At 67.1% G+C, this 13,216-nt stretch carries 12 protein-coding genes; 9 read left to right on the forward strand and 3 right to left on the reverse strand.

The window, feature by feature from the left end:
* Positions 1–35 precede the first annotated feature (35 nt).
* A complete protein-coding gene (locus tag H9639_RS08430; protein ID WP_318242030.1) occupies positions 36–650 on the reverse strand; it encodes a TetR/AcrR family transcriptional regulator in 615 nt (204 codons plus the stop codon).
* Positions 651–800: 150 nt separating this feature from the next.
* Here H9639_RS08430 and moeB point away from each other — a divergent pair, with 150 nt between their 5' ends.
* The gene (gene moeB / locus H9639_RS08435) at positions 801–1,970 is read left to right on the forward strand and encodes a molybdopterin-synthase adenylyltransferase MoeB (protein ID WP_191807639.1); all 1,170 of its coding nucleotides are present in this window, start codon (positions 801–803) and stop codon (positions 1,968–1,970) included.
* A 67-nt stretch (positions 1,971–2,037) separates the two neighbouring features.
* Here moeB and H9639_RS08440 read toward each other — a convergent pair whose 3' ends face one another.
* Positions 2,038–3,441 carry a glutamyl-tRNA reductase gene (locus H9639_RS08440; RefSeq protein WP_191807640.1) on the reverse strand — a complete coding sequence of 468 codons (1,404 nt, stop codon included), beginning with the start codon at positions 3,439–3,441 and terminating at the stop codon, positions 2,038–2,040.
* 157 nt (positions 3,442–3,598) lie between these two features.
* On the opposite strand from H9639_RS08440, the gene hemE reads away from it, so the two are divergent.
* The 8 genes from hemE (at position 3,599) to hemL (ending at position 12,319) form a co-directional block, all read left to right on the forward strand.
* The gene (hemE, locus tag H9639_RS08445) at positions 3,599–4,660 is read left to right on the forward strand and encodes a uroporphyrinogen decarboxylase (RefSeq protein ID WP_191807641.1); all 1,062 of its coding nucleotides are present in this window, start codon (positions 3,599–3,601) and stop codon (positions 4,658–4,660) included.
* 2 nt (positions 4,661–4,662) lie between these two features.
* Complete coding sequence (gene hemG / locus H9639_RS08450) at positions 4,663–6,111, forward strand: protoporphyrinogen oxidase (protein WP_191807642.1); 1,449 nt, start codon at positions 4,663–4,665, stop codon at positions 6,109–6,111.
* A 71-nt stretch (positions 6,112–6,182) separates the two neighbouring features.
* Complete coding sequence (hemQ, locus tag H9639_RS08455; protein WP_191807643.1) at positions 6,183–6,887, forward strand: hydrogen peroxide-dependent heme synthase; 705 nt, start codon at positions 6,183–6,185, stop codon at positions 6,885–6,887.
* Positions 6,884–8,080, forward strand: a complete 1,197-nt coding sequence (locus H9639_RS08460) for a ferrochelatase (RefSeq protein ID WP_191807644.1) — start codon at positions 6,884–6,886, stop codon at positions 8,078–8,080. The genes hemQ and H9639_RS08460 overlap by 4 nt, the downstream gene beginning before the upstream one ends.
* On the forward strand, positions 8,080–9,033 hold the full coding sequence (hemC, locus tag H9639_RS08465; protein ID WP_191807645.1) for a hydroxymethylbilane synthase: 954 nt from the start codon (positions 8,080–8,082) through the stop codon (positions 9,031–9,033). The genes H9639_RS08460 and hemC overlap by 1 nt, the downstream gene beginning before the upstream one ends.
* 21 nt (positions 9,034–9,054) lie before the next feature.
* Positions 9,055–10,023, forward strand: coding sequence for a uroporphyrinogen-III synthase (locus H9639_RS08470; protein ID WP_191807646.1), 969 nt, complete (start codon positions 9,055–9,057; stop codon positions 10,021–10,023).
* Positions 10,020–11,003 (forward strand): porphobilinogen synthase, encoded by a 984-nt coding sequence (gene hemB, locus H9639_RS08475; protein ID WP_191807647.1) that lies wholly within the window; start codon positions 10,020–10,022, stop codon positions 11,001–11,003. The genes H9639_RS08470 and hemB overlap by 4 nt, the downstream gene beginning before the upstream one ends.
* Positions 11,003–12,319: a glutamate-1-semialdehyde 2,1-aminomutase gene (hemL, locus tag H9639_RS08480; protein ID WP_191807648.1), complete on the forward strand. Its 1,317-nt coding sequence runs from the start codon at positions 11,003–11,005 to the stop codon at positions 12,317–12,319. The genes hemB and hemL overlap by 1 nt, the downstream gene beginning before the upstream one ends.
* A 118-nt stretch (positions 12,320–12,437) precedes the next feature.
* Here hemL and H9639_RS08485 read toward each other — a convergent pair whose 3' ends face one another.
* Positions 12,438–13,202, reverse strand: a complete 765-nt coding sequence (locus tag H9639_RS08485; protein WP_404799740.1) for an ABC transporter permease subunit — start codon at positions 13,200–13,202, stop codon at positions 12,438–12,440.
* Positions 13,203–13,216 lie beyond the last annotated feature (14 nt).

A 13,216-nucleotide genomic window follows, 5' to 3' on the forward strand; every position in this document is an offset into this window, starting at 1 on the left:
CCTGTTTAAATGAACTCAGTGGAATGAAATCTACTCTAAATCTCCTTGGGAAAACGGCTGATTCCGCGCCAAGCTAAACGGTAAACCAGCTCGCTGGCAGCATCGATGTCCAGATCGCCGCCGGTCTCCAGCCAGTAGCGGGCGCTGACCTGCGCCATTCCCGCCAGGGCCCGCCCCAGCAGAGTGGCCTCGATATGCGAGAGCTTGGTGTCCTCAGCGATCACATCGGCGATGTCGCTGGCGAACCGCGCATTGAATTCTTCAATCCGCGAACTGACTTCCTGGTCGCTGGTCAGATCGGACTCAAAGATGAGCCGGTGGGCCTGACTGTCCTGCGCCACAAAACGGAAGTAGGCCCGCATGGTTTCGCGGACCCGGAGCTTGTTATCGGTTGTGGAGGTCAGCGCGGTCTGCAGGAACCTGGTGAGCGTACCCAGGTGGTCCTCCAGCAGGGCCAGATAGAGTTCCCGTTTCCCGGGAAAATGCTGGTAGAGCACCGGCTTGCTGACCTGGGCCGTCTCCGCGATCTCATCCATGGCGGCGCCATGGAAACCGTGGCTGACAAAAACCTCCTGTGCGGCCTGCATCAGCTGCCGGCGGCGTTCTTCCCGGGGGAGGCGGGTGGACTTGCCGGCGGGCTGGTTGCTCACGTGTGTTGGGCCTTTCAGAATGGTTCCGGATTCCGCACCCGGTGTGACGGAACACAGTTTACCCGCGGGTAACCGTGTGGGTAGGAAACCAGGCGGCTCCTGTGGTGCACCTCTCGAATTCCCATCGCCGGGGGGCATAGATTGGAAGACATGAGCATTGCTGAACTGCCGCCGTTGGTGCACCCGGCCCAGGAATTGACCCGTGACGAGGCGGAACGCTATTCGCGGCACCTCATCCTCCCCGGCTTCGGTGTTACGGCGCAGCTCAGGTTGAAAAACGCCAGGGTGCTGGTGATCGGTGCCGGGGGACTGGGGTCACCGGCGCTGCTATATCTGGCCGCGGCAGGGATCGGGACACTGGGCATTGTGGACGAGGACACCGTTGAAGCCTCCAACCTCCAGCGCCAGGTAATCCATACGGCGGCGGACGTGGGAAAATCCAAGGCGGAGTCCGCCCGGGCCGCCGTACTGGCACTGAATCCGCTGGTTGAGGTGGTGCTGCATGAGGAGCACCTTGATGCTGAGAATGTCCTGGCGATTTTCTCCGGATATGACCTCATCCTCGACGGCACGGATAATTTTGCGACCCGCTATCTGGTTAACGACGCCGCGGAAATCCTGGGAAAGCCGTATGTCTGGGGGTCCATCCTCCGCTTCGACGGCCAGGTCAGCGTCTTTTGGGGAGCTTACGGCCCGACTTACCGGGACCTTTACCCCGAGCCGCCGGAACCCGGAGCGGTGCCTTCCTGCGCGGAGGGCGGTGTCCTGGGGGTGCTCTGTGCCCAGATCGGATCAGTGATGGTCAACGAAGCCATCAAGCTCATTACTGGAACAGGGTGCACCCTGCTGGGCCGCCTCCTGGTGTTCAACTCCTTGGATATGAGCTGGCGGGAGGTTGGACTACGGCCCGGCCCAGAGCGTGTGCCGGTGACGGAACTGATTGACTACCAGTCCTTTTGCGGGCTTACTCCGGCCGCGGAAACCACCGCTGTTCCCAGCATCGGTGTCGCGGAACTGGCGCGGCTGCTGGCCGACCGCCGGGCAGGGCGGGCCGACTTTGACCTGCTGGACGTCCGGGAACCCGGCGAGCACGACATCGTGAGCATCGACGGTGCGGACCTCGTACCGCGGGCAGGGATTCTCTCCGGATCCGTGGTTCCGGATCCGCTGCGCACCGTTTACGTGCACTGCAAGTCCGGAGGCCGGTCGGCGGAGGTTACGGCGTTCCTGCGGAGCAGGGGACACGAACACACCTATAACGTCAGCGGTGGGGTGCTGGACTGGGTACACGAGGTGGAACCGCACAAGCCTGTCTACTGACGGCGGCGGCCCGGGGAATGCGGGGAAAAGGGAACGCAGGGAAAAGGGAACGCGGGAAAAGCTGCAGTTAGGCGGACCGGCTGCGGCCGGACTCCCCGATACCCGTCTCCCCGGCACCGGCTTCACCGGGAGCCGCGCCGTGCGCTTTGAACGGTTCAGTGTTGTCATTAGTGTTGCCATCTGCGGTGTGCGCGCCGGCAGCGTGTCCGTCCGAGGCCTTGTCAACGGTGATCCCGTAGACGGCTTCGAGCCCGCGGACATACTCGTCCTGCTGCCCGCTGGCTGCCAGTTCGCGGGCGCGGACGGCCGGAACGTGGAGCAGTGCCTTGACCATCCGGCGCATGGCAAATTCGACTTCCGCCGCGGCACCGGTGCAGCCGTGCTGGGCGCGTACCTTTTCCAGTTCCTTGTCCAGCACGCCGAGGGTGTGGCGGCGCAGGGCGACGATGGCGGAATCGAGTTCGCGGCTCAGCTGGGCTTCGGAGAACGCCTGGGCTGCGTCGGTCACGATCCGGTTGGCCTGCTGCAGGGATTCGGCCTGTTCGGCCGGCGCCGCGAGCCGGACGGATTCCAGCGTGATGAGGTCAACGCCGTCGATTTCCCGGACGTCGGGATCGAAGTCGTGGGTCAGGGCAAGATCGATGATGATCAGCGGTTTCCCGGACTCTGCGCGGACCCGGCGGATGTCGTCGGCGCTGACCTGGTTTTCGGAGCCGGAACAGCCGATGACGACGTCGGCACGGGCCACGGCGGGGGCCAGGGAAGCGCTGTCCAGGGCGGTTCCGCCGCGTGAAGCGGTGAAGGACTCGGCGCGGCCGGAGGAAGAATAGACGGATATGTCGGTGCAGCCGCGCTCCTTGAGCAGGGCCATGGTGGCTCCGGCGTAGGCTCCGGTGCCGAAGACGACGACGGCCTTGTTCCGCCAGTCAACGTCCTCCGACAGATCGGTGGCGAGTTCCAAAGCCACCGAGACGATGGAGAGGCCCCGCTTGCCCAGTGCCGTCAGCGCCCCCACATCCTTGGCCGTGCGGGAAGCGGTCTGGAAGAGCCGGGTGAGGGTGCCGCTGGCGGTTCCCTTTTCCTGCGCCTCGATCAGGGCACGGCGGACCTGGCCTGCGATTTCCCGTTCTCCCACGACGGCGGAGTCCAGTCCGGCGCCCACGGCAAACAGGTGCTTGGCCACGTCCTGGCCTGTGTTGGTGGTGAAGGACCGGGACACAAGGTCCTCGTCCAGCCCGGAGTGCCGGCTGATTTCGGCGATGGCAGCCGAACGCGCTGCCTCCACATCCGCTTCGGAGCGGGCTTCGCAGTACACCTCGAACCGGTTGCAGGTGGCAAGGACCACCGCACCGGAAACCGCAGGGCCACTTTCCAGCAGGGAGGAAGGGACCTCGGGCGCGCCGGCACTTAGCCGGGCAACGGTTTCCAGGTCAACGTCAGAGTGTGTCGCAATAAGGGAAAGAAGTACCACAGTGGCTTAATAGTAGCCACCCAAACCTGAATCGGTGGCATCGGAGACCGCGGCGGCGGGTAAATGACAGGTGATTTAGGACGCACCCGGCAGGGCCGCGCGGGCTCTGGCCGTGCCCGGTTATCCTTCCGCGCGAAATTTGGGGAGAATCAAAAGCATGACTCTCAGCGCCACTCATCCGCTCATGGATGGCCGCACGGCCGATTCCCCGCTCATCACCGCCTACCGCGGCGGAACTCCGTCCCGGAGGCCGGTCTGGTTCATGCGCCAGGCCGGGCGGTCGCTTCCTGAATACCGGAAGCTGCGCGAAGGCACGGGCATGCTGGAATCCTGCCTGCTGCCGGAGATGGCCTCCGAAATCACGCTCCAGCCGGTGCGCCGGCACGACGTCGACGCCGGCATTTTCTTCTCCGACATCGTGATTCCGCTGAAACTGGCCGGGGTGGACGTGGACATCGTCCCCGGCGTCGGTCCCGTGCTGGGATCCCCGATCCGCAGCGCCGCCGATGTTGCCGCCCTGCCGGAGCTCACCGAGGCAGCCCTGGAACCGATCCGGGACGCGGTGCGCCTGACCGTGGACCAGCTCGGCACGACGCCGCTGATCGGCTTCGCGGGTGCGCCGTTCACCTTGGCCGCCTACATGGTGGAAGGCCGGCCGTCCCGGGATCATCTGGGCCCGCGCACCATGATGCACGGTGACCCGCAGACGTGGAAGGCGCTGACCGACTGGGCAGCGGATGCGTCCGGTCTGTTCCTGCGCGCACAGCTGGAAGCGGGCGCCAGCGCCGGCCAGCTGTTCGATTCCTGGGCCGGTTCGCTGAGCCTCGCCGACTACACCAACCACGTTGCGCCGGCCTCCGGCCGCGCCCTGGATCACGTCCGGGACCTCGGAGCCCCGCTGGTGCACTTTGGTACCGGAACCTCGGAGCTGCTGGCCGCCATGCGGGATGTCGGCGTCGACGTCGTGGGTGTGGACTACCGCCTGCCCCTGGATGAAGCCAACCGCCGTCTTGGCGGCACCGTCCCGCTGCAGGGGAACATCGATCCTGCACTGCTTTCCGCGCCGTGGGAGGTCCTGGAAGCGCATGTCAGGGACGTGCTCGCAGCCGGAGCCGCAGCGCCGGGCCACGTCGTGAACCTGGGACACGGCGTGCCGCCGGAAACCGACCCGGAGGTGCTGACCCGGGTCGTGGAACTCATTCATTCGGTGGAGCCGTAACCATGTCCGGTGACGCACCCACGCCTCGGTCCGCCGTCGTCATCGGCGGTGGAATCTCGGGACTCATCGCCGCCCGTGACCTCTCCCGCGAAGGGCTGGAGGTCACCGTGCTCGAAGCCGGGGACGGCTTCGGCGGCTGCGTCGGCAGCCACCAGGTGGCCGGGCTGACCCTGGACAGCGGCGCTGAGTCATACGCCACCCGCTCTACGGCAGTGCCCACCCTGATTGCGGAGTTGGGACTGGCGGGGAACATTGTCCAGCCGCACCCGGGCGGCGCCTGGCTGCAGCTGGGCGGAGCCGACCTGGCGCAGTCTGCACAGCGGATGCCCCAGTCGGGTCTGCTGGGCATCCCGGCCGATCCGCGCGCCGATGAAATCGTTCGGGCCATCGGGAAGGTGGGCGTGGCCCGTGCAGTAATGGACCGGGTGCTGCCCGTCGCGCCGCTGCTGCGCAGGGAGAAGATAAGCCTGGGCGAGGTGGTGCGGACCCGGATGGGCGAGGCTGTGCTGAAACGGCTGGTCGCGCCGGTGGTCGGCGGGGTCTACTCCGCGGACCCGGATGTGCTCGACGTCGACTCGGTGGCACCCGGGCTGCGGCAGGCCATGGCCGAGCACGGCTCGCTGTCCGCCGCCGTCGGAGCAATGCGTAAGGCTGCTCCGGCGGGATCCACTGTCGCCTCACTGCGCGGCGGCATGGGCACCCTGACCGAGGCGCTGACCGCCGATCTCGCCGCCCGCGGAGTCCAGCTGCTGACAGGCACACCCGCGGAAGGCCTCGAGCACGCGGGAACAGGTTTCCGGATCGCTGCCGGGGATCACTTCCTGCACGCGGACGCCGTGGTTGTTGCCACGGACGGGCCGGCGGCCGTTGATCTGCTGGCCAAGGTGGTACCTGACCTGGCGGCCTACCGCCCCGGCCCAGGACCGGGGGTGGCGCTGGTGACCCTGGTTGTCGACCAGCCGGAACTGGATGCGATGCCGCGCGGCACCGGTGTGCTCGTGGCACGCGACGCCGATTCGGTGCAGGCCAAGGCCCTGACCCATGCGACAGCCAAGTGGCAGTGGCTCGCGGATTCCACCGGGCCCGGCACCCATGTGCTGCGCCTGTCCTACGGGCGGGGCCTCGGTGCGGGCGAGGAAACCGACACCACGGCCCTGCGGCCCGATGCGGAACTCTTTGCGGCTGCCCTCGCGGACGCGTCTGCGCTTCTGCAGACGCCGGTGTCCGAAGCCGACGTCATCGGCTGGGACGTGGTCCGCTGGGTGGGTGCGCTGCCTTCCGCCGCCGTCGGGCACGCGGAGCGTGTAGCTGCCGTCCGCTCAGCCATTGCCGAAGTCGACGGGCTGGAAGTGGTCGGAGCCTGGCTCGCCGGAACGGGCCTGGCTGCTGTCACCGCCGATACCCGGGAGCGGTGCGTCCGGCTCGCGGAGGCCGTCCGGACCGTGGAATAATCGTTGTTGTTCTACGACATGTAGAAGTTCGTATTTCGCCTAAGTCTGCACTACGCGGCAGACTGTTAGACATGAGTGAGCCCATGGGTCAGACCGCATCTGTTACAGCCGAAACACAAGAACAGTTCTTTACTCTCTGGACCGTTTTCAAGCGGTCTGAACTTCCGCGCGAGACAACGGAGAATGCGCTCAGCGAATTCGAAGCCCTCGAACAGGGCCTGGCCGCGGAAAACGTCACCCTGCGCGGCATCTACGATGTCTCCGCGATGCGTGCCGACGCCGACGTGATGATCTGGCTGCACGGCAGCCAGCCCGAAGCGCTGCAGGCAGCGGTGCGCCGGATCCGCCGCACGGACCTGTTCTCCGGCACCGAAATCGCCTGGTCCGCCATGGGTGTGCACCGCGACGCGGAGTTCTCCAAGAACCACTGGCCCTCCTTCGCCCGCGGAATCGCTCCGGAAGCCTGGGTCTGCGTGTACCCGTTCGTCCGCTCCTACGAGTGGTACCTCCTGCCGGCCGAAGAGCGCGGCGCCATGCTGCGCGACCACGGCATGCTGGGCCGCGAATTCCCGCAGGTCCTGGCCAACACCGTTGCCTCCTTTGCCCTGGGCGACTGGGAGTGGCTCCTGGCGCTGGAAGCGCCGGAGCTGGTGGACCTCGTGGACATGATGCGCCGCCTGCGTTCGACCGAAGCCCGCAATCACGTGCGCGAAGAAGTTCCGTTCTACACCGGCCGGCGCATTGCTGCCGCTGAAGTTTCCGAGGTGCTCAAATGACGTCCCCTTCCCCCGAACCCCAGACCAGCGTCAACCCGTTTGAGGGTGTCGACGAGGAAGGCCGTATGGCCCCCGCCGCCTACGACGCCATCCTGCTCGCGTCCTTCGGCGGTCCCGAAGGCCAGGAAGACGTTATTCCGTTCCTGCGGAACGTCACCCGTGGCCGCGGTATCCCTGATGAGCGGCTTGAAGAGGTAGCAACCCACTACCGCGCCAACGGCGGCATCAGCCCGATCAATGAGCAGAACCGTGCGCTGAAGGCAGCGCTGGAAGCCGAGCTTGAGCGCCGCGGCATCAACCTGCCGGTGCTGTGGGGCAACCGGAACTGGGCTCCGTACATCAAGGACGTCCTGCAGGACGCCTATGACACCGGATACCGGCGCCTGCTGATGGTCACCACCAGCGTCTACTCGAGCTACTCCAGCTGCCGCCAGTACCGCGAAGACCTGGGTATGAACCTCCTTGCCACGGGGCTGGACAAGAAGCTGCAGGTGGATAAGGTCCGCCAGTACTTCGACCACCCCGGCTTCGTGGAACCCTTCGTTGAAGGACTGCAGGACTCGCTTGCCAAGGTCCGCGAACAGCTGGCCGCCGCGGACAAGGCAGACGGGAAGATCGAAGTCCTCTTCGCGACGCACTCAATCCCCACGGCCGATGCCGAGGCATCCGGCCCCCGTGACCGCGAATTTGAAGAGGGCAGCGCCTACGTTGCCCAGCACCTGGCCAACGCCCGGGCCATCATGGACCGTGTCCCCGAAGCAGCCGGGCTCGAGTGGCAGCTTGTCTACCAGTCCCGCTCCGGCTCTCCGCACACCCCGTGGCTGGAACCCGACATCAACGACGCAATCGCTGAACTGCCCGCCAAGGGTGTTGACGGCGTCGTCATCGTTCCGCTGGGCTTCGTCAGCGACCATATGGAAGTGATCTGGGACCTCGACACCGAGGCCATGGAGACCTGCTCCGAACTCGGCCTCGCCGCGCACCGCGCACCGACTCCGGGCATCCACGAGAAGTTCGTGGCCGGCCTCGTTGACCTGGTCTGCGAACGCACGGTGGAGAACACCATCACCGACCGGCCGGCCCTGACCAAGCTGGGCCCCTGGTACGACGTCTGCCGTCCGGGCTGCTGCGCAAACCTGCGCGGCGAAAAACCGACCATCGCAGGCGCTGATTCCACGGTGGGTGTGCAGTAGTGGCGCATTCGCCTGTCCTGATCGGCACGCGCGGTTCAGCGCTGGCCGTCACCCAGACGACCACGGTCGCCGAGACGCTGTCCGAACTGGGCGGCTTCGACGTCGAACTTGTCCGGGTAAAAACCGAAGGTGACATTAACCGGGCAGCTCTTTCGCAGATCGGCGGCACAGGCGTGTTCGTTGCAGCACTGCGCGAATCCCTGCTGTCCGGGGACTGCGACGTTGCCGTGCACTCGCTCAAGGATCTGCCCACGGCAGACGCCAGCGGCCTGACCATCGGCGCCGTTCCCACCCGTGTGGACGTCCGCGACGCGCTGTGCGCACGCGACGGACTGACGCTGGGGCAGCTGCCGTCCGGTGCCAGAATCGGCACCGGATCACCGCGCCGGGCGGCCCAGCTGCGCGCCGCACGGCCGGACCTGGACATCGTTGACATCCGCGGCAACGTGGACACCCGGCTGGCCCGCGTGGCCGGTCTGGTGGAAGGCGGTCCCGGAGACCTCGACGCCGTGGTGCTGGCTGCCGCCGGACTGTCCCGGCTGGGCCGCCTGGACATGGTCTCCGAGTTCCTGGACCCGTCCGTGATGCTTCCGGCACCGGGACAAGGTGCCCTGGCGGTTGAATGCCGTACCGCCGACGCCGCTGAGGGTCCCCTGAGCCGTGCACTGGCAGCGTACGACGACACCGCGAGCCGGCTGACGGTAACCGCCGAGCGCGCGCTCCTGGCACGGCTCGAAGCCGGCTGCACGGCGCCGATCGGGGCACTGGCACGCGTTACCGAACAGGGGCTCGCCCTCGAAGCCGTGGTGTGCAGCGACGACGGCAGCCAAACGCTGCGGCGTTATTCCTCCACCTCGCAGGCCGACGAGGACGGTGCCCGGGCCCTGGGCATCCGCATGGCCGAGGAACTGCTGGCCGCCGGCGCTGCGGAGCTGACGGAACTCGCGTCCTGATGCAGAGCTGAGCTGGCCCCGATGACCACCGACCGTGCCAGGCCGGCACCGACCCCCGCCGGAGGAACCCTCTCCGGCGCGGATGTGGTGCTGCTCCGGAGCCCTGACCGCGCGGGACCCATGGCGGCCGAACTGCGGGCCCGTGGCGCACAGGTCCAGCTGCTCCCGCTGATCGACTTCCAGCTGCCGGCAGACACCTCCCCGGTGTCTGCCGGACTGCAGGAGCTGGGGGAGGGGAGTTTTGACTGGATCATCTTTACCTCAGCAACAACTGTCCGGGCGCTGCACCGGTTCGCCGCAGGCTCCGGCCGCACGCTGTCCCAGCTGACATCCGGGACCCGGGTTGCCGCCGTCGGCGCGGGTACCAGGCAGGCGCTGTCCGCTCAGGGGATCAACGCGGACCTGGTACCGGAAGCAGACCAGTCCGCGCGCGGCCTCGCAGCTGCCTGGCCCGAACCCGGAACCGGCCGGAACCGGCTGCTGCTGCCGCAGGCGGACATCGCGGACCCCTTCCTGCGCACCGCACTGGCCGACACCGGCTGGGAGGTTTCCGCGGTTACCGCCTACCAAACCGTTGACTACCCGGCGCCGGCAGGCCTACGGCTGGAACCGGATCCTGCGGTCTCCGGGCCAGGCAGCAGCCCCGCTTCTGGTGAATCAGCCCAGCTGACCCCGGCCCAGCTGACACCGGCACAGTACCGGCGCTTCGCTGCGGCGTCCGGTGCTGGAGCGGACCGGGCGCCGCACGCCGTCGTCGTGACGTCGCCCAGTACCGCCCGGCGGTTCGTCCGGGACGCCCTGGTGCCGGGCGCGGCTGTACTGGTCGCCATCGGCGAGCCAACCGCCCATCAGCTCCGGGCGCTGGACCACGCGCCGGAGGCCACCGCGTCCGCGCCGACGCCGGCCGGAATAGCCGACGCCGTCGAAGCAGCGCTCGCCGCACACCGGATTTCCCACTACCCCCGACCGGAAGGCAATACGTCCTCATGAGCTTCCCCCAGCACCGCCCCCGCCGGCTGCGGACCACTGCGGCCATGCGCCGGATGACCGCCGAATACCGTCTTGACCCCGCTGAACTGGTACTGCCGGCGTTTATCCGTGAAGGCCTGACCGAGCCGAACCCCATCAGCTCCATGCCCGGCGTTCTCCAGCACACCACCGAAACGCTCAAGCGTGCCGCTGCGGAGGCGGTGGAGCTCGGCGTCGGCGGCATCATGCTCTTTGGCATTCCGGAATCCCGGGACGCCACGGGCAGCGCCGGAACCGATCCGGACGGCGTCCTGAACAAGGCGATCGCCGATGTCCGCGCCGAAGTGGGCGATGACCTGGTGATCATGAGCGACGTTTGCCTGGACGAATTCACCGACCACGGGCACTGCGGAGTCCTGGACGCCAACGGTGTGGTGGACAATGACACCACCCTGGAAATCTACGGACGCATGGCCGTTGAGCAGGCCCGCGCGGGCGCCCACGTCCTGGGCCCGTCCGGCATGATGGACGGCCAGGTCGCCGTCATCCGGCAGGCCCTGGACGACGCCGGATTCCAGGACGTCTCGATTGTCGCCTACGCCGCCAAGTACGCCTCGGCGTTCTACGGTCCGTTCCGCGAAGCCGTGGATTCCCAGCTCCAGGGTGACCGCCGCACCTACCAGATGGATGCAGCCAACCGCCGTGAGGCGCTGCTCGAGGTCGAGCTGGACCTTGAAGAGGGCGCTGACATGGTCATGGTGAAGCCTGCCATGAGCTACCTGGACATCCTGGCCGATGTGGCTGCGATGTCCCCGGTCCCGGTGGCGGCTTACCAGATCTCCGGTGAATACGCGATGATCGAAGCTGCGGCTGCCAACGACTGGATTGACCGGCGCCGTGCCATTGAAGAATCCGTCCTCGGCATTAAGCGTGCCGGCGCCAACATCATTCTCACGTACTGGGCCGCCGAACTGGCTGCCTGGCTGAAGGAAAGCAAGTAATGACCCAGACAGTCTCCTCCGAAGAGCTTTACGACCGCGCCCGTGCCCTGATGCCCGGCGGAGTTAACTCACCCGTGCGTGCCTTTGGATCCGTAGGCGGTACGCCGCGCTTCCTGGTCTCGGCCAAGGGCCCGTACGTCACGGACTCCGAGGGATGCGAATACGTTGACCTGGTCTGCTCCTGGGGACCGGCGCTGGTCGGCCACGCCCACCCAGAGGTTCTGGCCGCCGTCCATTCTGCCGTGGACCGGGGCCTGTCCTTCGGCGCCTCGACCCCCGCCGAAGCGGACCTGGCCGCCCTGGTCATGGACCGGGTAAAGCCGGTGGAACGGCTTCGTATGGTCTCCACCGGCACCGAAGCGACCATGACGGCCGTGCGCCTGGCCCGCGGCTTCACCGGCCGCAACCTGGTCATCAAGTTCGCTGGCTGCTACCACGGACACCTCGACGGCCTGCTGGCCTCGGCCGGGTCCGGCGTCGCCACCCTGGCCCTGCCCGGTTCTGCCGGCGTCACCGAAGCCACCGCCGCGGAAACCCTGGTCCTGCCGTATAACGACATCGCTGCGGTCGAAGCCGCCTTCGCCGAACACGGCGCAAACATCGCCGCCGTCATCACCGAGGCAGCCCCGGCCAACATGGGCGTCGTCACCCCCGCGGACGGCTTCAACGCCGCCCTTTCCCGGATCACCACAGCCCACGGCGCGCTGCTGATCCTGGACGAGGTCCTCACCGGCTTCCGCACCTCGCCGGCCGGGTACTGGGGCCTGACCGGTGCCAACGAAGGCTGGGCACCTGACCTGTACACCTTCGGCAAGGTCATCGGCGGCGGTATGCCGGTGGCAGCCCTGGGTGGCCGGGCCGAGGTCATGGACTATCTGGCGCCGCTCGGCCCGGTGTACCAGGCCGGCACCCTCTCCGGTAACCCGATCGCCATGGCCGCCGGCGTCGCCACGCTCAAGGCCGCGACCGCCGAGGTATACGCGAACATCGATGCCCGTTCGGCCCAGCTGTCCCAGGCCGTCTCCGATGCACTCGCTGCGGAAGGCGTGAACCACAGCATCCAGCGGGCAGGGAACCTGTTCAGCATCGCCTTCGGCACCGCAGAACACGGTGTGCACAATTACGCTGATGCCCTGGCGCAGGACACGTTCCGGTTCAAGCCGTTCTTCCATTCCATGCTCGATTCCGGGGTCTACCTGCCGCCGTCGGTCTTCGAGGCGTGGTTCCTTTCCGGCGCGCACGACGACGCCGCGATGGACCGGATCCTGGCCGCGCTGCCGGCAGCTGCCAAGGCTGCGGCTGCGGCGAAGCCCTAGGGGCCCCGGCGAAGCCCTAGGAGCCCGCACAGTTCGACACCACGGCCATGGCCAGGCACCTTCGCGTGCCTGGCCATGGCCGTATCTGCGCTGTACTGGTGCCCGCGGGAGCCACGGACTAGCCCAGGATGTCCCGCCGGCGCAGGGCGAGAGCAGCAACGGTTGTGAATACCGCACCTGCAGCGGCCACGAGAGCCAGACCCGGAACGTCGATTCCCTCCGTGAGGGGTGCATTCCGGTAGGCCCAGGAATAGGGAGAGATGTCCCGGAGCCAGGCAAGGTCGGTGTCCTGATTGGCCAGGGCATTGAGCACGTACCCATATGCCGCCCCTGCCGCTCCGGCGCCCACGGCCAGCGAACGGCGGCCCGTCAATGCGCCAACGGTCAGGGAGAGGCTGCCGCTGAGATAACCCAGACCCAGCCAGGCTGCTTCGCCTGCCATGAGTTTTCCCGGTTCCAGGCCGAGTTCGGAAGGCCTATTGAGGATCGTGATGAGCCCCGTGGTGAAGACCGCAAACCACAGCAGGCGGGTGAACAGGCCGAGGGCCGACTCCAGGACCAACTGCACCCGGCCCACCCCGTGCGACAGGACCAGTTCCAGCTGCCCGGATTCCTCGGCGCCGGCTACCGCCGTCGATCCCCAGGACACGGCAGCGACGGTGATGAAGACAAATCCGAGGAGCCCGAAGAACGTTGCCTGGACATAACCCGGCCCGGAGAACATCTCGGCGTACCCGAGGGCCTGGACCAGCTCCGGCGGAAGCCCTTCGATCAGGTTGCGCATGTCAGCGCTGTTCATGGACGGGTACAGCGGCAGGTACAGCAGCAGCGCTGCGGTCAGCGCCAGGGTCCAGACGAGCGTGGCACGCCAGGTATCTGCCACGGAACGCCGAAAGA

The organism is Arthrobacter gallicola (assembly GCF_014836775.1).
Lineage (GTDB): Bacteria > Actinomycetota > Actinomycetes > Actinomycetales > Micrococcaceae > Arthrobacter_B > Arthrobacter_B gallicola.

What these genes read in the sequence shown, in the direction of transcription:
- hemL (WP_191807648.1), top strand. Translation starts at nt 11,003, where the DNA reads ATGACCCAGACAGTCTCCTCCGAAGAGCTTTACGACCGCGCCCGTGCC.
- hemE (WP_191807641.1), top strand. Translation starts at nt 3,599, where the DNA reads ATGACTCTCAGCGCCACTCATCCGCTCATGGATGGCCGCACGGCCGAT.
- hemB (WP_191807647.1), top strand. Translation starts at nt 10,020, where the DNA reads ATGAGCTTCCCCCAGCACCGCCCCCGCCGGCTGCGGACCACTGCGGCC.
- H9639_RS08470 (WP_191807646.1), top strand. Translation starts at nt 9,055, where the DNA reads ATGACCACCGACCGTGCCAGGCCGGCACCGACCCCCGCCGGAGGAACC.
- moeB (WP_191807639.1), top strand. Translation starts at nt 801, where the DNA reads ATGAGCATTGCTGAACTGCCGCCGTTGGTGCACCCGGCCCAGGAATTG.
- hemG (WP_191807642.1), top strand. Translation starts at nt 4,663, where the DNA reads ATGTCCGGTGACGCACCCACGCCTCGGTCCGCCGTCGTCATCGGCGGT.
- hemQ (WP_191807643.1), top strand. Translation starts at nt 6,183, where the DNA reads ATGAGTGAGCCCATGGGTCAGACCGCATCTGTTACAGCCGAAACACAA.
- H9639_RS08460 (WP_191807644.1), top strand. Translation starts at nt 6,884, where the DNA reads ATGACGTCCCCTTCCCCCGAACCCCAGACCAGCGTCAACCCGTTTGAG.